This window comes from Pediococcus ethanolidurans, from assembly GCF_964062635.1.
Lineage (GTDB): Bacteria > Bacillota > Bacilli > Lactobacillales > Lactobacillaceae > Pediococcus > Pediococcus ethanolidurans.
The window spans coordinates 942,650-963,547 of the sequence record NZ_OZ061250.1; the positions used below are offsets into that span (position 1 = coordinate 942,650).

Sequence of the window (20,898 nt, forward strand, 5' to 3'; positions counted from 1 at the left end):
TAAAACTCAAAAATTGGAACTCGTGAAGTTATAAAAAGGGTCTAAGTAGTGAAATTACTGTTGGTGCTTTAGCACTTACAGTAAGGCCAATATCTGAGACAACTTGTTGGCTTAGATTTGTGCCCACTACGTTCCAGACCGATTATTTTTATAACTTCACGAGTTCCAATTTTTTAAACCCTATTTACTTGCTAAGTTGATTCTGATTATAGATGTACGAGAAGACAAACCTGATTGGTTTTCTAGATTACAAAAATCTATAAAAAAATATTGTTGTTTTTTGACCAAAACACGAACATTTATGCTATGATCGAAGGTAAAGTGACTTATATATAGAAATGGAGTGATAATAGTGAGTGTCCGAAGAAGTGACCGTTTGATTGATATGACAAGATATTTTTTGGAGCGGCCTCACACATTAGTAACGCTTAGCTTTTTTGCCGAACGTTACGATTCTGCTAAATCTTCAATTAGCGAAGATATGGCAATTATTAAACGAACTTTTTCCAACCGTGGTACTGGAATTTTAGAAACAATTCCGGGAGCTGCAGGAGGAGCTTTGTTTATACCAACAATTCAAAAAAATGAAGCAAAAACAATTATTGATGACCTAATTGAGCAATTATCAACAGCCGATCGAATTTTACCAGGCGGTTATTTATACATGTCTGATTTGTTGAGTAATCCTGTCGTTTTGAAAAAAGTGGGACGGCTGATTGCAAGTGAATATGCACAACAAAAAGTGGATGCCATTATGACCGTTGAAACAAAGGGAATTCCGATTGCCCAGAGTGTTGCCGATTATTTAGGTGTGCCATTTATTATTGTGCGTCATGATTCTAAAATTACAGAAGGTTCCACAATTAGTGTGAACTATGTTTCCGGATCATCGGCACAAATCAAGAAGATGGAGCTTTCTAAACGCAGTTTGCAGGCCGGCACCCGTGTGTTGGTTGTGGATGATTATATGAAAGGCGGTGGCACTCTGAAAGGGATGCAAGCCTTAATTAATGAATTCGATGCAGAATTAATTGGAACGACCGTTTTTGCCCAGGGAAACTTTAATGGACAACGAATGATTGATAATGTAACCTCTTTATTGAATGTGGATGCGAGTCGTGATGAAATTCAAATTCAACCGGGGAATTATTTAACAAAAGTTTTTGATTAAATGAATAAAAGCAAGGAGAAATTCAAATGAGTGGTAAATACACAGTTATCTTAGCAGCTGGTCAAGGAACCCGAATGAAGTCAAAATTATACAAAGTTTTGCACCGAGTTTGTGGGAAATCAATGGTGGATCATGTTTTGACCCAGGTTGAAAAGACAGATATGGATCAAGTTGTGACTGTTGTTGGACATGGTGCAGAACGCGTTGAAGACGAACTAGGTAAACGGACCGAATATGCGTATCAAGAAAAACAACTTGGAACGGGTCATGCGGTGTTACAAGCGGAACCAATTTTAGGTGACAAGGATGGAATGACCATGGTCGTCAGTGGTGATACGCCACTGTTTCGTGCAAGCACATTTGAAGATCTATTTGAGTATCACAAAGAAAAGGGTGCTGCCGCAACAATTTTAACAGCTGATGCAGACAATCCATTTTCATATGGTCGCATTGTTCGTAATAACGTTGGTGTTGTTTCTAAGATTGTTGAAGAAAAAGATGCCACACGTGAAGAAGCAGCTATTCATGAAATCAATACTGGTGTTTATTGTTTTGATAATAAAAAGTTGTTTGCGGCTTTACATCAAGTTAAAAATAATAATGCCCAGGGTGAGTACTATTTACCAGACGTTATTGAAATCATGAAGTCACAGGGTGAAATTGTGGCTGCATATGAAATGAAAGACTTTTCTGAATCAATGGGTGTCAATGATCGCAAAGCTTTGGCAAATGCAACTAAAATTATGCAAGAACGAATCAATGATCAACATATGGCCAATGGGGTAACCTTGATTGATCCTGATAACACGTATATCGATGTGGATGTCAAAATTGGATCTGATACGATTGTTGAACCTGGGGTTTCTATTTCTGGAAAAACAGAAATTGGCTCAGATTGTGTCATTGGTGCTAATTCAAAAATCGTGTCATCTAAAATCGGGGATCGCGTCCATGTGACTTCTTCTACAATTGAAGAATCAATTATGCATGATGATAGTGATATCGGTCCTAACAGTCATTTGCGTCCTGAAGCTGAAATTGGTGAAGGGGTCCATATTGGTAACTTCTGCGAAATTAAGAAGGCTAAACTTGGTGCACGTACCAAAGTTGGTCATTTAACTTACGTTGGTAATGCTGTTTTGGGTACTGATATCAATGTTGGTTGTGGTGTCGTATTTGTCAACTACGATGGGGTTAACAAGCACACGTCAATCATTGGTAATCATGCCTTCATTGGTAGCAATTCAAATATCATCGCACCTGTTAAGATGGCGGATTACTCATATGTGGCAGCAGGATCAACCATTACAGATAATTTGGATAAGTATGACATGGGAATTGCCCGTTCACGTCAAACGACTAAACCAGGATATTTCAAGAAATTACCTGTTTATGATGCAGTTAAACAAGAAGAAGCAGATCAGGCGAAGAAATAGGATTAAAAACTTGGTATTAAGTTTCGAAGACAAGTTTAACTATTTACCGTTTGCATAGGAAATACGCTTGCTTTTGAAGCCTCAAATGAATTATTATATATAGTGGTAATCGAACAGATTCTTAAAAATCGTTATTGGAGGATTTCATGTCTGGACAATATTCTGATCCAAAGCTGAAGATCTTTGCTTTGAATTCAAACAAGCCTTTAGCGGAAAAAATCGCTAAAGCAGTTGGTGTTAAGCTAGGTAAGACGTCTGTTGATCGTTTTAGCGATGGTGAAATTAGAATTAACATTGAGGAAAGTATTCGTGGAGACCAAGTGTACATTATTCAGTCCACTTCGGCACCCGTAAATGACAACTTGATGGAGCTTCTAATCATGATCGATGCGCTAAGACGAGCAAGTGCACAAACAATTAATGTGGTAATTCCATATTATGGCTATGCACGTCAGGATCGTAAGGCTCGTTCACGTGAACCAATTACTGCTAAACTAGTAGCAGATATGATTGAAAGGGCTGGTGCAACCCGTATTATTGCGCTTGATTTGCATGCTGCCCAAATTCAAGGATTCTTTGACATTCCAATGGATCACTTGATGGGAGCACCATTGTTGGCGGACTACTTTATTGAACATCATTTGGATAAAGATTCCGTTGTGGTTTCACCTGATCATGGTGGGGTGACACGGGCTCGTAAATTAGCTGAATTCCTAAAGGCACCAATTGCTATCATTGATAAACGTCGTCCACGTGCAAATGTGGCTGAAGTTATGAACATTATTGGTGAAGTGAAGGGCAAACGTTGTATCATGATTGATGATATGATTGATACGGCTGGAACGATCACGCTTGGTGCTCAAGCTTTGATGGATGCTGGTGCAACTGAAGTTTATGCAAGTTGTACTCATCCAGTATTATCTGGTCCAGCTATTCAAAGAATTGCTAATTCACCAATCAAGCAGTTGATTGTGACGGATTCGATTAATTTACCAGAAGAAAAGAAAATTTCAAAAATTACGCAAATTTCTGTTGGTCCATTAATTGGTGAAGCTATTCGTTTAATTCACGAAAACAAACCAGTTAGTCCATTATTCAACAACCGTTTCAGCAAAGAAGAAGCGGAAAGAAGCTAATAATTAATTTGTAAAAGCACTTACGCCGGTAAAAGGTAAGTGCTTTTTTATTTTTGGCTTAAAGGTTGAAAGTACAAAACACTTCTCGTTGTCTGATACCAAAGTTATTGAAGTGATTTTGATTTTTAACTTTTAGTAGTTGAGGACAGCTCCATAAACCAAGAAAAAGAAAGTAAGTATGTTTCCAACGGGATTGCGATCCCGTCTCCAACAACACAATTCATATTTTTTAGTAGTTGAGGACAGCTTCATAAACCAAGAAAAAGAAAGTAAGTATGTTTCCAGTGGGATTGCGATCCCACCTCCAACACACTTACTTTCTTTTTCTTACCCGGTTTATTACGCTCACTTTATACAAAAAGATAGACTTTAAGTTCTTCTCAAAGCTTAAAGTCTACCTACGAGGAAAGGTTTTCGCGATTAACTTCTTCAATACCAAAATTGTTAATAACTTTACACCTTCATTGTTCAATTGTTCTACCGTCGTGAACCTGACCTACCTGTGATCGTTGTTATCAAAATCTGCTAATTGTGATCAGCGTAAGTTTGAATCCCACGTGATACATACACAAAATACAGGCTAACGGTGATTAAAGACGGTTTTGGAAGAAATTAGTTTTTCTATCCTAAATACCTCCGCAAACGTACTTGTTACTTACTAAACACTACTGTAATTCTTGAAATGATTTGTCACTCTGTAAGCTACTTCTAGCTTACATTTTCACTTGTCATTGGCAACACCCACTTAAACCGAAGTTCAACTACATATCTACCAAAAATCCGTTGCAATATTACCAAAGAATCATGCACCTATCAATCGCACATCTAGACTTTTGAGCCAAGTACTAACTTTATCTGCTCATAATGTTCTTCAACATCAAAACCTTGGAAACCGACGCTCATAACTCAAGGTATCTGTTCATACTCTCATGAGTTGCGCATCAAAACTTTTGAGCCAACGTACATAATCTGACTGTAAACTGCTCACATGTTTTTCAACAAGCAAAACTTTTACGCGATGCCCATGATTGATAAGCCTTCACTACATGATTCCCAGTTGCGCTTCTACGTTAGATCACCATCGGCAACTATCGACTGACCTAAAGCGCTTTGAGAAGTTTGAGTTAATCGGAAATCTTTCATTCCCTTTCCTCACTTATTATATTAGCACATCATGTAACCGCTTGCAACATTTAGTGCACTTCTTTTGGAAAAATAAAAAGCCTCTGTGAAAAAGTACCGTTACACAAGGCTTTAGGAGAATATTAAGATTTAGTTAATCGACAAGAATTTTGATTCCTTTGTAAATACTGTAGATGAAAAATCCAATTCCCACAATGGCAAATAGACCTGCAAGAAACACCATCATCCAACCAACGGAAGAAGCGTCATGGGTAAAGAAACCGGTAATACCTGCAATGATCAAAATTACAAATAACAGTAGGGCAGGGAAAAGATGAACAATTAATGCATTCGCAGCATAATGACGTGTTTGTGGACGATCACTTGTGAGAATCCAGACAATTAAGGGGAAAAGCACTGGTAAAAATAAGATACTTAAATAGGAAAGTGAACTTAATATTTTGTTTTCAGTTGTCAATTTAATCGACCTCCTAATTGTTTTGTTACCATTATTGTACAGTATTCCGATTGGAGATTATAGAAAAATGAACAAAAAAATAGTAGCACCGAAGTACTACTTGATTGATGATTAACTTAGAGTTGCTGGTCGGCAATATCCAACGCAATGCCACCAAGGTGAAACAACTTTTTCTGTCACAACGCCACGGTTCTGAGCATCAATCATTTTGCCATTGCCAACATAGATACCAACGTGTGAAATTCGTTTTTTACTGGAACCAAAGAATACGAGGTCGCCAGCTTTACGTGTTTTTGTAGAAGTCTTCTTATAACTATTGTATTGAGATTGTGCAGTTCTAGGAAGCGTCTTGTTGATTGACTTTTTGTAAACATATTTTGAAAAACCAGAACAGTCAAATGAATTTGGACCAACTGCTCCGTAAACATAACGTTTACCTAGTTGTTTGCGAGCTTGACTATAAACTTTAGCATAAGTAGCTGTACCGGGTTTAACTTTTAAATAACCATGCCACACCCATCCAGCAGCACGACCGTTTGTACTAATAGCATAATAGTAAGTCTTTTTAACACCATTTCTTAAAATAACACGTGATTTTGTAACTCGAAAAGTAGTTCTTGGATAATTTTTGAGTTGATGAACAGCCTTAAAACTAACATATGGTAATTTTCCGTTCAAATTATAAAGAGAACCCTTGGCGCTAGAACGAATGTAGGACTTTGGAGTGACGTTTTTCGTTGAAACGACTCGAAAAGTAGTAGCTGCCTTTGCTTGTGTAGCATGAGCGGCAGTGATTCCGATAAAAATGGCTAGAATTGCGAATATTTTAACTATGTATTTCATATTAGAAGTTACCCCCGCACGAATTGTATACTGACTATGATACGTATTTAATGTTACAGGGAAGTAACTTAGAAATGTCAATGCAATTAAAGTAAACTTAGAAAATTCGTTATTTTGTAATATAATGTGCAGTTTAAATAAAAAAGCTCATCTACACAAAAGTAGGTGGGCACGTGGTTTGAAAATTAATTAGCATTATCTAGCGGAACCTGTTGGGTTCTTTTTTTCTTTAACTGACGTAATTGATCCTTTAAGTCGTCAATGGCATCCTGATGTTTAATTTTCCAGTCTTTATAAGTGGAACGAGTATCTGTATCGCCAATGTCTAAGCCGGTTTCAAGCCAAAACACAGCTTCAGTCAGACTGGCAAAGTTTTTCATCCATAATGTATGTCCATTATCAGAATCAAAGGCGATATAAGATTTGTAGTGCTTTGTTAAATAGGTGTGTTTCATAATTTTAAAAGCTTTACGCTGTCTGGTCAATTTGTAGTCGGGTAAAATAAAATGGCCTTGGGTTTCGAGCTCAGGCACGTTGTTATTTCGTTTTTGTTCTTTATAATCGGTTAAAAATTGTTTAGCAGTTGGTTCTGTAATTAATGCGACATCGACTTGGCTCATGGTCATTCCCCCTAAGATATATTAGTTACGTGTGGTGCTAGTTTGTAACATTTAGAAATTTAACAAAAAAGTCCAACCCAGTTAGACTCATAAGTGACAAAACTTAAAAGGAGTAATAACTGTGTTGAACCACCTCAAGTTTAAGCAAAATCGTCACGAATTACAAGTTAGTTTCCATTACTTTTACCAGTTATGTTCATTGCTTTATCAGCGTTATTGTCCGCGTAGCGTCATTGAGCGGCGCAACGTTGAACATACTAAAATTACTGATATTAAACTTTTAGCTTTACTGTGCTTACAAGTCACACTGGGAATTCAATCGCAACGCCGCTTCTATTATCTGATGGCAGCGTTTATGCCGCGGCAAATGGTGGTATCACGTTCACGTTTCAACCGCCGCGCGCAACAATTACTGGCAGTAGTCAATGCCATTCGCTCAGGTATCACTAAGGATTATGCTCATTCGGGCGACCTAGCGATTATCGACAGTTTACCCAACCCACTATGTGCCAAAGTTCGTAATTTCAGAGTTAGAATTTTTGCTGGGAAGGCCAACATTGGCTATAATGCCACCAAGAAAATGCCATTTTATGGGTTTAAAACCCACATGGTCGTCACGGCTAATGGCTATATTCTGAATTATGTGATCACGGCAGCCTCAGTTCATGATGCTAAGGTAGCGCCTGAGCTAATTAGCGGTTGTCCTTGTCCCAATATTTTGGCCGATGTTGGTTATGTTGGGAAAAAACTCAAGACCAGTTTTAGAGCCCTAGGCTATAACTTATGGACGCCTTATCGTTCTAATATGAAAGGTGCTAAACAGCATAATAAACGTCAACTCAAGGCGTTACGGCGGACAATAGAGTCACGCTTTTCAATTTTAGCCCAGCAATTTGGGATTGAAACCAATCTCACCCGTAGTCTATTTGGTTTTCAATTAAAGATTGAATTGACGATATTGGTATACAATTTAGGCTTTTTTGATTTTATAACGAACTAGCACCACGCGTATTAGTTACATTTTACCATAACAAGAAGAAAGTTACGCTATATAAACAAGTGTTTTCCTTGATTTTAAGGGATGGTTAAAATTTGTAGCAAGTTTTTAATAGTTTAAGATTCCCGAATTTAAAATCTAAGTGCAACAAGTTCAAATTATACAAATAGGCCATGGAGACCTAAACTTAAAGTACCTAAGCTCTAAAGAAAGGACATCTCCATGACCCAATTCAAGAATAGCACTACCAAACATTATCAACAACTTACCCCAGAAGAAAGAGGCAAGATCGAAGCGTATTTGAATGCTAGAAAATCCCAAGCTGATATTGCGCGCCTGATCAACCGCAGTCGCAGCACTATCTCACGCGAAATCAAACGTGGTACTGTTCAACAGCGTAATTCTGACTATCTATTTTTCACTAAATACTTTGCGGATACTAGCCAAATTCGTCACGAGAAGGCTCGTCAAAATTGCCGTTTCAGAGGATTAGAGGAAGTCTGCTGGCTATTCTTCAAAATGCTTAAAACAGCGCTCAAGCGACGACCACGGATCGATAGTGTCGATGGTTTCGTGCACGCCTTTAAGCAGACTCATCCCGACAAGCCGTGCCCCTCAACGCCGACCGTTTATCGGTATATTGATCAAGCCCGCTTAGACATTAAGAATATCGACCTGCCGGTCAAGCTGCGGCGCCATGTAAAGTCCAATCGTCACAACCACTCGCGCAAAAACAAGCGGCTGGCTGGTACTTCGATTGATGAACGACCTGACGCTGTTAATAACCGTGAACGCTTTGGTGATTGGGAGGGTGATCTAGTCAAAGGCAAGCGTCAGGCTAGTGAACCAGCCTTGATGACCCTGACCGAACGGCGGACTCGCTATGAGATCATCGTCAAGATTCCCGATTACCACGCGGACACCTGCTTAAATACACTGCAAGCCACTATCAATCAGCATCCTAACTACTTTAAGACCATCACTTTTGATAATGGTTCGGAATTTAAGCTGTTGGACCAAGTTCAAGGGACTCAAATTTACTTTGCACATCCGTACTCGCCCTGGGAACGTGGCAGTAACGAGAACCAGAACGGCCTGATTCGAGAGTACATCCCCAAAGGTCTATCACTACATGGCTTCTCTGATGATGATATCGCAAAGGTTCAAGATGCGCTGAATCAAAAGCATCGCATGACACTCGACTACGCTAACGCTGCTGGGCTTATTGAGGCCGCGCTGGCAAGCTAGCTCACGGCCCGGATCCATGGTGTTGCACTTGAGTTGACATTCCGGGATAGTTTAAGATTGTTTATTTTTATATTTTAATCTATGATTTTTAGTAGATAGAAAGCATTCATTATTTATAATGTGTAGAGGAGATGGCATAATGCGAAAATATTTAGCTGAACTTATTGGAACATTTGTATTAGTTTTTGTCGGAACTGCAACACGGTCACGATTGGTAAGGGAAGCGTGTTAACGATTGGATTGGCGTTTGGACTGGCAGTTACGATAATGGCATACTCGGTGGGTGCCATTTCGGGTGGTCATTTTAATCCGGCGGTATCATTGGCGATGTTATTGAATAAACGATTGAGTTTAAAGGATTTTGTAGGGTATGTAATTTCACAATTTATCGGTGCAATTGTGGCATCGGCGATTGTGTTTGATTTGGTGCATGAATTAGGATTGTCTACAAAGAATTTGGGTCAAACGGATTTTCCAAATATTTCGGTGGGCGGAGCGTTCATTACGGAAACGTTGGTCACCTTCTTGTTTATTTTGGTTATTTTGTTGGTAACGAGTAATAAATGGGGAAATGCAAACTTTGCGGGTTTGGTAATTGGAATTACGTTGGCGTTGATGATTATAGTGGCGTTGAATTTGACGGGAGGATCGTTGAATCCGGCACGAAGTTTTGGACCGGCGTTGTTTGCGGGCGGTTCGGCGATGAGTCACTACTGGTTGTATTTGGTGGCACCATTGGTAGGAGCGGTCCTAGAGCTCAGCGGAAAAAAGCAGGCGAAGAGCGGTATGCGGGATCGCGATCCCGCAGTAATCATGCTTAGAATTCTCTTTTTGTTTTGTCGAGCGGTCCTAGAACTCAGCGGAAAAAAGCAAGCAAAGAGCAGTATGCAGCATGGCGATCCCGCAGTAATCATGCTTAGGATTTTCTTTTTGACTTGTCGAGCGGTCCTAGAGCTCAGCGGAAAGTGTTTTTAACTATAAAGTGTTTGAATAATATCTATCGAATTCCCGTTCATGCTATAATACAGGGGTTAAGCAGCGTTTAGAAAAAAAGATAGGGGAGATTCAAATGGCAGACAAAATTTTAGTAACGACGACGGAAAATATTCCCGGTCATAATTATGAAATTATTGGTGAAGTGTTTGGACTGACAACCCAGTCAAAAAATGTGATTAAAAATATTGGTGCTGGACTTAAAAATATTGTGGGTGGCGAGATTAAGGCCTATTCAGAACTTTTGACAGAAGCACGCGATACAGCCATTACGCGTTTGAGAGATAATGCTGTTGAAATGGGTGCCGATGCGGTAGTTATGATGCGCTTTGATTCTGATTCGATTAGTCAGGATATGGAAACGGTCGCTGCCTATGGGACAGCCGTGAAGTTCACAGATTAGGTACTTTAATGTTTATTTTTATGTAGTTAATAAGAGAGATTGGAAAAATACTCATTTTCCAATCTCTCTTACTGGTTCATGATTTCTTTTTATGATGTGGTTTTTTTTGATTCTTTGCGACCTGTTTTTGTAATTGCGTGACTTGATCAGACAGATCATCAATCTTTTGTAGTAACAAAGTTAAATCTGTGTTTTCTACATTGGCATTGTTTGATGTGAAAAACCCGGTAATTGTACTAGTCAATAAACCAATAAAACCAATTCCGCCTAGCATCAAGACGGAAGCAATAATTTTACCGATTGAAGTGTGGGGAAAAATATCACCATATCCAACAGTTGTAGCAGTTGTAATTGCCCACCACAAGGCGTTTGCAAGCGAAATCTTTTCAACAATTGAATAAAGCAGTGCACTTAACACGAGGATGACGACACTGGCATAGAGAAGGTATACAAAACCGGTAGAGTAGAAAAATCGATGTACCGCTTTAGTAAGTTTGCCATCTAGACCCAATCGCCAGAACAAATGATAATAACGGACAATTCGAATCACACGTTCGATTCGAAAAACGGCAAAAACGGGATGCAAAGGAACTAGCCCTAACATATCAAAGGAATTATTAATAAGAAAAGATTTTTTGTTTTTAGAAAGAATAAGTCGAACTAAATAATCGATCCAAAAAATACCCAGTGTACTATTCATAAATACACCCAGAGAGCCGGTTAAAAGATTAACATGTGTGAAGAAAGTTGAAAAGGCAATGCCACTAGAGAGTAGCGCCAAACCACCGATGACTATTTGGTAAAATAAAAGCCACTTTTGTTGTTTTTTAGTCATTATATGTCACCTGTTATTTTACATATTAATTTTATTTTAAACCTTTATTCAAGGGTGTAAACTACCGAATTTTAAACGCAAGAAAATATTTAAGTTTGAATTAAGCAAGTGGTCTAGTAACTGATCAAAAAATCTATTAGAATCAAGACTAGAGATGATCTTGAAAACGGAGGAAAACGATTGAAAAAAATATTAGCGTTACATACTGGTGGTACTATTTCGATGTCAGCCAACGATCTTGGTGAAGTTTCAACAAATAAGGAAAATCCATTGTTGGATAGTCGTTTTATTGATGACAACATTGAATTAACGAATGAAGCCGTTTTAAATAAACCTTCTGAACACATTACGCCTGAAGATATGCTGGTGATTCAAAAAAGAGTACAACAGGCCGAATCTGAGGATTATGATGGTATTGTGATTACGCATGGGACAGATACTTTGGAAGAAACAGCTTATTTCTTAGATCTCACGCTGCCCAATCATTTACCAATTGTATTGACCGGAGCGATGCGATCTTCGAATGAAATTGGGTCGGATGGTGTTTATAATTTTCAAAGTGCGATTTTAACGGCAGCTGCCGATGAATCCACTGATAAAGGCGTGCTAGTGGTAATGAATGATGAAATTCACACGGCGCGTTATGTGACAAAGACGCACACTACTAATGTGGACACTTTTCGAACACCTACTTTTGGTCCAATCGGGCTTGTAGGCAAGCGTGGCATTCATTACTTCCAGGAACTTATTCAACAAACGGTTATGCCAATTGATAAATTAAAACATAACGTTTATTTGTTAAAAGCATATGCTGGAATGCCAGCTAGTTTGCTAGAGTGTTTGGATAAAACAGATACTAACGGACTCGTCATTGAAGGATTGGGCGCGGGCAACATGCCATTAGAAACAGTTGGTGCGATCAAACATCTTTTGACAGATCAAATCCCAGTGGTGATGGTTTCTCGCTGCTATAACGGTGTGGCAGAACCTATTTATGATTATCCTGGTGGTGGCATTGATCTGGAACGCATGGGTGTCACCTTTTGCCAAGGTCTAAACGGTCCCAAGGCACGAATTAAACTCTTAATTGGGATTAGTGCCGGGTTAAAAGGAAAAACATTACGTGATTATATTAGTAATGCTGTATCGTAAAATTAAAATTTTGTGAGAAAATTAAAAATGCGCTATACTATGGCTATCTGAAAATAAAGGGATGGGATAAAAATGGCAGATGCAACCAAATTAAGAAATGACTTTTATGATGCAATAAATGGAGAATGGATCAAAAAGGCGGAGATTCCTAGTGACCATTCATCTACAGGCGGATTCATGGATTTAGTCGATGATGTAGATGAGAAGTTAATGGGCGATTTTGCTGATATGAAAGCTGGCAAACTTACGAATGATGACCCATTGATCACTGAATTTTTGAAGTTTTATGATGTTGCTGCCAACTTTGAAAAACGCGATCAGGATGGCGCAACGCCTTTAAAGCCATTTCTTGAAAAAGTAGAAGCAATTTCTAGTTTTGAAGATCTCAATAAACAGTTTAAAGACTGGATTTTAACAGGTTTCCCGGTTCCTTTTGATATTGGTGTTGAACCTGATTTGAAGAGCCAAGGGAAAACCAAATTGAATGTTCTTTGGGCAGAAGGTGGTAGTTTGATTCTACCTGATAAGACCTATTATGATAAAGATAATCAGGCAGGTCCACAGTTATTGGCAGTCTTCACACAAATGGCCGAAAAGTTACTAACCATGGTGGGCAAATCTGAAGATGAAGCCAAAAAAATTGTGGCGGACGCTAAAAAGTTTGATGCTTCGATGGCACCTTTTAAGAAAAACTCCGAGGAAATGAGCGACGTTGCCAAGCTGTATAATCCGATTGAATTTTCTGAATTTGTTAAAGAATTGGGTGAATTCAAGGTAGGCGATGCCATCAGTGATTTATTAGGCGAAACACCAAAACAAGTGATCGTCACGGAGCCAAAATTCTTTGAAAACTTTACAAAAGTTGTTAATGAAGAGACCTTCCCAGCCTTTAAAAACTGGCTGATTGTAAATACGATTACACAGTTGGCTGGGTATCTTAGTGAAGAATTCCGTCAAGTAAGCGGAACTTATCATCGTGCATTATCAGGCCAAAAGGAAGCTATGAAGCAACAAAAGAGTGCTTTTTATCTTGCTCGACGCACGTTTAGCCAAGTTGTTGGCGATTATTATGGCAAGAAATACTTTGGCGAAAAGGCTAAACAGGATGTGCATGACATGGTTGTAGCCATGACAGGCGTGTATAAGCAACGTTTGCAAAATAATACGTGGCTAAGTAAGGCTACTCGTGAAAAAGCGGTGGTTAAGCTGAGTGCGATGGATATTCATGTTGGTTATCCTGACAAGATGGAGGAAGTCTACAAACGATTGCAGACGACTGCGGTTGCAGATGGCGGAACGTTGTTAGGTAACGTTCAGAAATTTGCCAAAATTTTTACGGAAGACCAATTAAGTAAATATAACAAACCGGTTGATAAAGAAAAGTGGGAAATGAGTGCGGATACGGTTAATGCCTACTATTCGCCAGAAGGAAACTTGATTTGTTTCCCAGCTGCAATTTTGCAGGCACCATTTTATAGTTTGAAACAAAGTGCGAGTGAGAATTATGGTGGAATTGGGGCTGTGATGGCACATGAAATTTCACATGCATTTGATCCGAATGGTGCGTTGTTTGATGAAAATGGTAGTTTGCATAATTGGTGGACGGAAACAGATATGAAGGAATTCAAGAAACGTTCCCAAGCGATGATTGAAGAATTTGACGGTTTGCCATTTGCGGGCGGTAAGGTGAATGGTAAGTTGGTGGTGACGGAAAATGTGGCTGATGATGGTGGTTTGAGCTGTGCGTTAGAGGCGGCAAAGCATACGGATGATCCAGATTTGAAGGCATTCTTTGTGAACTGGGCAAGGGTATGGCGAAGTAAGGCAACGAAGGAGTATGAACAATTGTTGTTGTCGATTGATGTGCATGCGCCGGCGAAGTTGCGGGCAAATGTGCAGGTGAAGAACTTTGACGAGTTTTATGAGACGTTTAGGGTGCAACCGGGAGATGGCATGTATTTGAAGCCGGAAAAACGGGTGCAAATCTGGTAAAAAAGAGTGCAAAAGGGAGCGTTTAGCTTCTGAGTATAGCCTAGGAACCCCAATGATTCGGTTTAGGAATCGTTGGGGTTTTGTAGCTATACGGAAGAAGCTGCTCCCTTTTGCACGTTTCGGCTATAAAGGAAAAGCACTCTAAAAACATACAAAGGTTAACCAAAAAAGACCAACTAATTACGCTTGTAAGCATAATTAGTTGGTCTTTTTAACTTCCATCTATCGGGTAATGTAAATGTACAGATGGGTTGTTGAATAGCCAACCTGAAATTTAACACCGTTTGATTTGATCACGTGAGTAGTGGTGGAAGTACTGGTACTGTTTTTGGCGTCTTTTTGAACTTTTTTAAATTGTTTCATTACGGATTTGGGTTTAGCACCAACTTCGCTAGTTAGCAACGCAAAGACCGTTCCAAAATCTTTTTGACCGCTTGATTTTTTCATTGCTTTAACTGGAACGATTAACGTAAGACCCATCAAATTCTTGTCTTGGTAGTTTGCACGCACCATGTAATTCTTTTGAGTGATGACATTTTGAACACCATTGTTTAGGTTTGTTGGGAGTAATTTGTCCTTGTTTTTCTTCTTTGCTGAAGCCATGGCTGCTTGAACTTCTTTAGCTTCTTTTTGTAAAGCGAGCATTTCTTTTTGTTCAGCCTGAAGTTTAACAAGAGCCTTTTTCTGTTGACTCGCCGGTAATTTAGCAATTGCAGCTTTAGCCTTAGCAGCGGAAGTAGTAGTTGAGCTAGAAGCTTTTGCTTTCTTTTCGGCGGCAGCTAATTCTTGTGCCTTTTTCTGTGTTGATTTAGATAACGACATACCAATTACAGCTTGATTATATTTAGAGGCAATTGTTTGATATTTTGCCAAAGCTTTGGTTTTTTTAATCGTCACCTTTTTAGTGATTGTATTGGAACCTTTTTTTGAAGTTACTGTAACGTTTTGCGTTTTTGTGGTTGCGGGTACTTCAATAACATACGCGCCATCAGTATTTTTAACTGATTTTTTGGATTGGCCTTTAACTTGATAGCTAATCTTGGCATCTTTGTTGGTTTTACCCTTAATTACAGCAACCATGCCACTCGGCGTTTTAGTTGATGCTCCCACGGTTAGCTTCTGGTTGCCACATCCAGCAAGTGCGAAAATGGCAGCAAGGCCAATGATCCCCGGTAAAAACTTTTTCATAATTTAATAACCACCTTTAAAGTTTACATTCGTGTGTTTGATGTGACACACTGTCATAATCATGAATTATACACCCTTATGCAAAGAAATACGAGGCTAATTTAATCGTGACGTGAGAACGAAGAACCGCAATTAACTTATTTTTAATAATGAACTGTTTTTTAAATTAATTAAAGTTTGTGTTTTACATTGAATGAATTTTATCGTAAGATATATATTGTTGTTTCAAGAGCAAAACACGAACAAAACTAGTTTTTAGTTTTGAATCAGTAATGCTAAGGGAGAAAGCAATTATGGGAGAAAAGATTAATAATTATTTTCAGATTGACCAGTTACATACCACGGTAAAACGTGAAATTTTGGCAGGTTTCACTACTTTTATTTCGATGGCTTACATTTTATTCGTTAATCCAAGTGTTTTAGGTGCTTCGGGGATGGATAAAGGGGCGGTCTTCACTGCAACTGCTTTAGCTAGTGCATTGGGATGTATTTTAATGGGTGTACTTGCAAAGTATCCCATTGCAACGGCTCCTGCGTTAGGAATTAATGCGTTCTTTGCTTACTCAGTTTGTATCGGGATGAAGATTCCTTGGCAAACTGCTTTAGCCGGTGTTTTTGTGGCTTCATTAATATTTATTGTGATTACAATTTTTAAATTACGAGAAATGATTATTAATGCAATTCCAGCCGATTTAAAATATGCAATTTCAAGTGGAATCGGTTTGTTTATTGCGTTTATCGGATTGCACGATGGTGGTTTGATTGTGGCAAACAAGTCAACGGTCGTTGGTTTGGGATCACTGAGCGTGGCGACCACCTGGTTGACTATTTTCGGATTAATTTTAACTTCTATTTTGATGGTTCGTCGCGTACCAGGTGGTATTTTTATTGGGATGGCTGCTACTGCCGTTTTAGGTTTGGTAACTGGACTAATTAAGGGCCCTTCACAATGGGTCTCTGCAGCACCAAGTTTGAAGCCTACATTTATGGTAGGCGTTCGTCATATTGGCGATATTAATACGATTCAATTGTGGGTTGTTGTGTTGACCTTCTTGCTGGTGACCTTCTTTGATACGGCTGGTACATTGGTTGGTTTGGCGCAGCAGGCTGGATTTATGAAGGATAATAAGATGCCACGGGTAGGTAAGGCATTGATGTCAGATTCAACGGCGATGTTGGCAGGATCAGTATTGGGAACTTCACCGGTGGGTGCGTATGTGGAATCGTCAGCCGGGATTGCGGTTGGTGGTCGAACAGGATTGACGGCGGTCACAACGGGTGTGCTGTTTATTTTAGGAATGTTTTTCTCACCGTTGTTGACGGTGGTGACGAATCAGGTGACGGCACCGGCATTGATTATTGTGGGAGTGTTGATGGCGCAGTCGATGAAGCATGTGTCATGGGAAAAGATGGAGATTGCGATTCCATCGTTCTTGATTTTGATTGGAATGCCACTGGCATATAGTATTTCGGATGGGATTGCGCTTGGATTTATTACGTATCCGATTACGATGATTGCGGCGAAGAAGGGTAAGGAAGTGCATCCGATTATGTATGGGTTGTTCTTTGTGTTTATCTTCTTCATGTATATTTTGAGTAAGGGATAGAGAAGAGTGCGCGAGACAAAACGGTAAAAGGCGGAAATTAAGCATGATGTATGCGGGATCGCAATCCCGCGGGAATCATGCTTAATTTCCGCCTTTTGTTTTGTCGAGCGGTCCTAGAGCTCAGCGGAGAAAAGCAGGGTAAGGAGTGATGTATGCGGGATCGCAATCCCGCGGGAGTTGTGCTTGTGGTTCTCTTTTTGACTTGTCGAGCGGTCCTAGGGCTCAGTGGAAAAAAGCAAACAAGAGGATGGAGGCGGGATCGTATCCCGCGGGAATCATGCTTAATTTCCGCCTTTTGTTTTGTCGAGCGGTCCTAGAGCTCAGCGGAAAAAAACAGACAAGAGGATGGAGGCGGGATCGCAATCCCACGGAAGTTGTGCTTAGGGTTCTCTTTTTGTTTTATCAAGCGGTTTTAAGGGAAAATTTAGCTTTATCCAAAAATAACCTAACAATTCTTGCTATACTAATAAAAGAATCTTGAACTTCTACAAAGGAAATCATATGGAAATTAAACAATTAAGAGCGGTACGATTGGCTAATCAAGGATTATTGCATCCTTTTGAGGATCCAACTGAGGCGATTGAAAGAATTGTTGGCATTCAAAGTCAGCAGCCACAAACAGCATGGTTAAATTGGGAATTACATACACAAAATGCAAATTTAGACACCATTATGAAAATGGCTCAACAACAGCAGATTGTTCGCGCTTGGGGACAGCGATGGACATTGCATTTATTTAGTCTGGCTGGTTTTCAATTGGTGGTTAATGCCAGAAGTAGTGAAAAAATTCCGGCAGCTTATTTTTTAGGACAAAAAGATCAAATTTTAGCAGTAGCTGAAGTAATTAAACAGTTATTGCAGCAGCACACAACGTTGATGCGTGAAGATGTCTTAACCGAGTTACACCAACAATTTCCAACGTTAGACCTAGATGGTCGGTTTATTTATGTTGTTTTACAGGTTTTGACAATGAAGGGTTATTTGTACTTTGATGCTACTTCTTCAACGCAAAATTGGCGAATTATCGCAACTAAGCCACAGAAAGGGTCGAAATCAGTTGCAACTCTGATTCGTCGTTATTTGAAGGGTTTTGAACCCGCGAGTTTAACTGATTTTGTACGTTGGTCCGGAATTAAAGTTTCCGTGGTTCGGCCAGTGTGGGAGTTAATTGCAAAAGCACATAACCAATTTGAACAGTCAAAACTGGTAAATTTACGAGCATACTCCCAAAGTCAGTTACAGGCATTAACCGATGAATTAGAAGCCAAGGTCCTAATTGCAGCACCGTTTGATGCCAGTTTAACAGGATATGCAGATAAAAATTGGTTGATGAAGCCAGAGATGCAAAAAGTAATGTGGACTAAAAATGGTATTTTACGCGCACCGATTATTATTAATGGAAATCTGACTGGTTATTGGACGCAACAAATTAAGAAAAACTACATCCAATTTACAATTAATCATTGGCTAGTGATCAGCAAAACGAATCAGAACGCCTTAAAAGATAAATTGACTAAAATTGCTCAGTTTCAAGGATCTGTTCCAAAATTTACGTTTAAAAAAATGAATTAAACTAGATCCTGGATTGATATTTGGGCAAGCTTTTTATTTGCGTTTTACCCTTGTTTGATGTTACTCTAATAAATGACGATTGTGATTAGAAAATTGGTAATTGCAATCGAACAAAGGTATTTTGGTACGACATATCATTTTTGAAGGGAAGAACGCGGCTGCAAAAAATATATTCATTTTGAATCATTGATATTTCGTATCTCATTGAGACCTTTGTTGAGAAACAAAAGGAAAGAGGGTTTTACAATGAGATTTGGAAACTTTAGTAATCGTAGTTACCGTATTGCTTTGGACACGAAAACACAGTTGTTCTGGGCTAGTGACAAACACGATTCAAACATTAAAGCTAGTGGTGTAACCATCACAGAAGCACTTAACAAGTTAAACGAAAAAACTGACGGTCAAGTACTTCGGTACGCAAACTAATAAGAAATTCGAGGTCTAGCAATTTTGAATGCTGATGATTCCGTTTCGGATAACGAGTTCAGTTCCTCTAGGATAAGTTGATACAAAAGTATTAAACTTATCCTAGAGGAATTTTTTGTTTAAAAATGGCTTGAAACGTGTTTTAACAATGTGGTTCAATTAACTACAAACGATTAAATTTGAATTGAGGAATTAAAATGGCAACTAAAAAGAAATTTTATGCTGTTGCAAAAGGTAAGAAAACCGGTATTTTTACTGATTGGAATGAAACAAAAAAGCAGATTGACGGCTATTCTGGTGCAAGATATAAGGGCTTTGCCACACGTGAAGAAGCACAACAGTGGTTAAAGGGTGATCAGTCTGTTTCAAAAACAGTCAAGAATGTTGTTCACCAAACGGCAGAGAACCCGACAGAACCGGTTGTGGTTTACACAGATGGCGGTTCACGCAATACGGGTAACGTTAACGGCGGTCATGTTAAAAAGCAGGATAAGGCTGCATGGGCCTATTTAATAGAGACAGATGGACAGCAGTATTCCGATTCTAAAGGTGAATTTGGTGCTACAAATAATCGAATGGAAATTATGGCCTTAATTGAGGCACTGAAATGGCTGGAAACTAATCTTGATTCCAAAGCAAAAATTGCGATTGTTGCGGATTCTCAATATGTGTTAAATGCGATTCAAAAACAATGGTTAGCTGGTTGGAAGCGACGGGGTTGGAAACGCGGTTCTGGTCAACCACTTGCTAACAGTGAGTTGTGGCGGCAATTAGATCAGTTGCTGGGTCACTTCCCAAATCTGCATTATTACTGGACAAAGGGTCATGCGACTAATCGCGGAAATGTTTTTGTAGATACTTTGCTAAATCAAACGATGGATCAAATGGGTGCGAAGACGACTGAGGTTAAGAAAACAGCGATCAAACCAACTGCACCTGAATCAGCAAAAAGAGTGTATACAAAAAAGGACGTGGTAACCGAAGATCATCAAAAATCGGTAGACGCCCTTAAAAAGAGTTTGGAAAAACTAGAATGGTATAATGATTAATTTTTAGGAGCGGTTAGGCTGAAGCTGATCGTTCCTTTTTCTCCGGGATAATTTGAATCAGGCGTAAAGCCGCTTTTGGTAAGCACGGTACGCGAAGCCAAATTTGTTTGCGCCGTTACGGCATAAAGAGTTGTTAACTTGAGTTCGGTAAAGGCAAAATTAATCATGTGACTTAAAACTTCAGACATGATGCCATGATCCTGATGATCACTAAGAATTTCGAAACCCACTTCAGCAGTTGTTTTGTCATCGTTGAAATTCCAAATGCAAAAAGTGCCTAAAAATTCTTCAGTTTTACGATCGGAGATTCCCCAAAGTAATGAATCATTATGCATAATTAAGCGCATCATCTTGTTGACATAATCGGCGGTTTCTTTAATATCCTGGTCAAAATTGCGACCGCTCATGGCTGCAATCGAAGTGTCATGACGTAAGGCGTAAATGTCTTTTACTTTGGTGGCTGTTAACCAGTCAAGGGTGAAATGCGTTGTCAAAATTGGATGATATTTTTCGAATTTTTCCATTGAAAAGCTCCTCGTTTGTTTTCTATTTATAATCATAGCATATAACATTTCGCATGATAGCCAAGTAATTTTGCTTGGTTTTAATCTAGAAAGCGAATACAATAAG

The 20,898-nt window shown here is 39.1% G+C and carries 18 protein-coding genes and 1 pseudogene; 13 read left to right on the forward strand and 6 right to left on the reverse strand.

Annotated features, from left to right (window positions below; genetic code table 11):
• Positions 1 to 352: 352 nt before the first annotated feature.
• The 3 genes from purR (at position 353) to AB3219_RS04710 (ending at position 3,743) form a co-directional block, all read left to right on the forward strand.
• Positions 353 to 1,171 (forward strand): pur operon repressor, encoded by an 819-nt coding sequence (gene purR, locus AB3219_RS04700; RefSeq protein WP_074693806.1) that lies wholly within the window; start codon positions 353 to 355, stop codon positions 1,169 to 1,171.
• A gap of 26 nt (positions 1,172 to 1,197) precedes the next feature.
• Positions 1,198 to 2,607, forward strand: a complete 1,410-nt coding sequence (gene glmU, locus AB3219_RS04705) for a bifunctional UDP-N-acetylglucosamine diphosphorylase/glucosamine-1-phosphate N-acetyltransferase GlmU (RefSeq protein WP_216753764.1) — start codon at positions 1,198 to 1,200, stop codon at positions 2,605 to 2,607.
• Between the two features lie 146 nt (positions 2,608 to 2,753).
• Positions 2,754 to 3,743 carry a ribose-phosphate diphosphokinase gene (locus AB3219_RS04710; protein ID WP_216753765.1) on the forward strand — a complete coding sequence of 330 codons (990 nt, stop codon included), beginning with the start codon at positions 2,754 to 2,756 and terminating at the stop codon, positions 3,741 to 3,743.
• A 1,276-nt stretch (positions 3,744 to 5,019) separates the two neighbouring features.
• Here the strand turns inward: AB3219_RS04710 and AB3219_RS04715 are convergent.
• The 3 genes from AB3219_RS04715 to AB3219_RS04725 form a co-directional block, all read right to left on the reverse strand.
• Positions 5,020 to 5,343, reverse strand: coding sequence for a DUF4870 domain-containing protein (locus AB3219_RS04715; protein ID WP_057805438.1), 324 nt, complete (start codon positions 5,341 to 5,343; stop codon positions 5,020 to 5,022).
• A gap of 111 nt (positions 5,344 to 5,454) precedes the next feature.
• Positions 5,455 to 6,186: a C40 family peptidase gene (locus tag AB3219_RS04720; RefSeq protein ID WP_260365972.1), complete on the reverse strand. Its 732-nt coding sequence runs from the start codon at positions 6,184 to 6,186 to the stop codon at positions 5,455 to 5,457.
• A 185-nt stretch (positions 6,187 to 6,371) separates the two neighbouring features.
• Positions 6,372 to 6,806: a hypothetical protein gene (locus AB3219_RS04725; RefSeq protein WP_263749873.1), complete on the reverse strand. Its 435-nt coding sequence runs from the start codon at positions 6,804 to 6,806 to the stop codon at positions 6,372 to 6,374.
• A gap of 121 nt (positions 6,807 to 6,927) precedes the next feature.
• Between AB3219_RS04725 and AB3219_RS04730 the strand changes: the two genes are divergently transcribed.
• The 4 genes and pseudogenes from AB3219_RS04730 (at position 6,928) to AB3219_RS04745 (ending at position 10,447) form a co-directional block, all read left to right on the forward strand.
• A complete protein-coding gene (locus AB3219_RS04730) occupies positions 6,928 to 7,806 on the forward strand; it encodes an IS982 family transposase (RefSeq protein ID WP_367369334.1) in 879 nt (292 codons plus the stop codon).
• A 219-nt stretch (positions 7,807 to 8,025) separates the two neighbouring features.
• Positions 8,026 to 9,051, forward strand: a complete 1,026-nt coding sequence (locus tag AB3219_RS04735) for an IS30 family transposase (protein WP_367369335.1) — start codon at positions 8,026 to 8,028, stop codon at positions 9,049 to 9,051.
• Positions 9,052 to 9,190: 139 nt separating this feature from the next.
• Positions 9,191 to 9,801: pseudogene (locus AB3219_RS04740) on the forward strand (MIP/aquaporin family protein); the annotation flags it as partial.
• Between the two features lie 319 nt (positions 9,802 to 10,120).
• Positions 10,121 to 10,447 (forward strand): heavy metal-binding domain-containing protein, encoded by a 327-nt coding sequence (locus tag AB3219_RS04745; RefSeq protein WP_057805443.1) that lies wholly within the window; start codon positions 10,121 to 10,123, stop codon positions 10,445 to 10,447.
• Positions 10,448 to 10,523: 76 nt separating this feature from the next.
• Here the strand turns inward: AB3219_RS04745 and AB3219_RS04750 are convergent, their stop codons facing one another.
• Positions 10,524 to 11,282, reverse strand: a complete 759-nt coding sequence (locus tag AB3219_RS04750) for a potassium channel family protein (protein ID WP_216754662.1) — start codon at positions 11,280 to 11,282, stop codon at positions 10,524 to 10,526.
• Between the two features lie 180 nt (positions 11,283 to 11,462).
• On the opposite strand from AB3219_RS04750, the gene AB3219_RS04755 reads away from it, so the two are divergent.
• Together AB3219_RS04755 and AB3219_RS04760 are read left to right on the forward strand one after the other, a co-directional pair.
• A complete protein-coding gene (locus AB3219_RS04755) occupies positions 11,463 to 12,434 on the forward strand; it encodes an asparaginase (protein ID WP_216754663.1) in 972 nt (323 codons plus the stop codon).
• A 72-nt stretch (positions 12,435 to 12,506) separates the two neighbouring features.
• Positions 12,507 to 14,426 (forward strand): M13 family metallopeptidase, encoded by a 1,920-nt coding sequence (locus tag AB3219_RS04760; RefSeq protein ID WP_216754664.1) that lies wholly within the window; start codon positions 12,507 to 12,509, stop codon positions 14,424 to 14,426.
• A 222-nt stretch (positions 14,427 to 14,648) separates the two neighbouring features.
• Here AB3219_RS04760 and AB3219_RS04765 read toward each other — a convergent pair whose 3' ends face one another.
• Positions 14,649 to 15,614: a hypothetical protein gene (locus AB3219_RS04765; protein ID WP_263749884.1), complete on the reverse strand. Its 966-nt coding sequence runs from the start codon at positions 15,612 to 15,614 to the stop codon at positions 14,649 to 14,651.
• A gap of 293 nt (positions 15,615 to 15,907) precedes the next feature.
• Here AB3219_RS04765 and AB3219_RS04770 point away from each other — a divergent pair, with 293 nt between their 5' ends.
• The 4 genes from AB3219_RS04770 (at position 15,908) to AB3219_RS04785 (ending at position 20,268) form a co-directional block, all read left to right on the forward strand.
• Positions 15,908 to 17,221 (forward strand): NCS2 family permease, encoded by a 1,314-nt coding sequence (locus AB3219_RS04770; RefSeq protein ID WP_216754723.1) that lies wholly within the window; start codon positions 15,908 to 15,910, stop codon positions 17,219 to 17,221.
• Positions 17,222 to 17,722: 501 nt separating this feature from the next.
• Positions 17,723 to 18,793 carry a DNA glycosylase AlkZ-like family protein gene (locus tag AB3219_RS04775; protein ID WP_216763088.1) on the forward strand — a complete coding sequence of 357 codons (1,071 nt, stop codon included), beginning with the start codon at positions 17,723 to 17,725 and terminating at the stop codon, positions 18,791 to 18,793.
• Positions 18,794 to 19,039: 246 nt separating this feature from the next.
• Entirely contained in the window at positions 19,040 to 19,219 is a 180-nt protein-coding gene (locus AB3219_RS04780) for a hypothetical protein (protein WP_057805451.1), read from the forward strand.
• 197 nt (positions 19,220 to 19,416) lie between these two features.
• A complete protein-coding gene (locus tag AB3219_RS04785; RefSeq protein WP_216754599.1) occupies positions 19,417 to 20,268 on the forward strand; it encodes a ribonuclease H family protein in 852 nt (283 codons plus the stop codon).
• Here the strand turns inward: AB3219_RS04785 and AB3219_RS04790 are convergent.
• Positions 20,265 to 20,792: a GNAT family N-acetyltransferase gene (locus tag AB3219_RS04790; RefSeq protein ID WP_216763087.1), complete on the reverse strand. Its 528-nt coding sequence runs from the start codon at positions 20,790 to 20,792 to the stop codon at positions 20,265 to 20,267. The two genes, AB3219_RS04785 and AB3219_RS04790, sit on opposite strands and share 4 nt — an antisense overlap.
• Positions 20,793 to 20,898 lie beyond the last annotated feature (106 nt).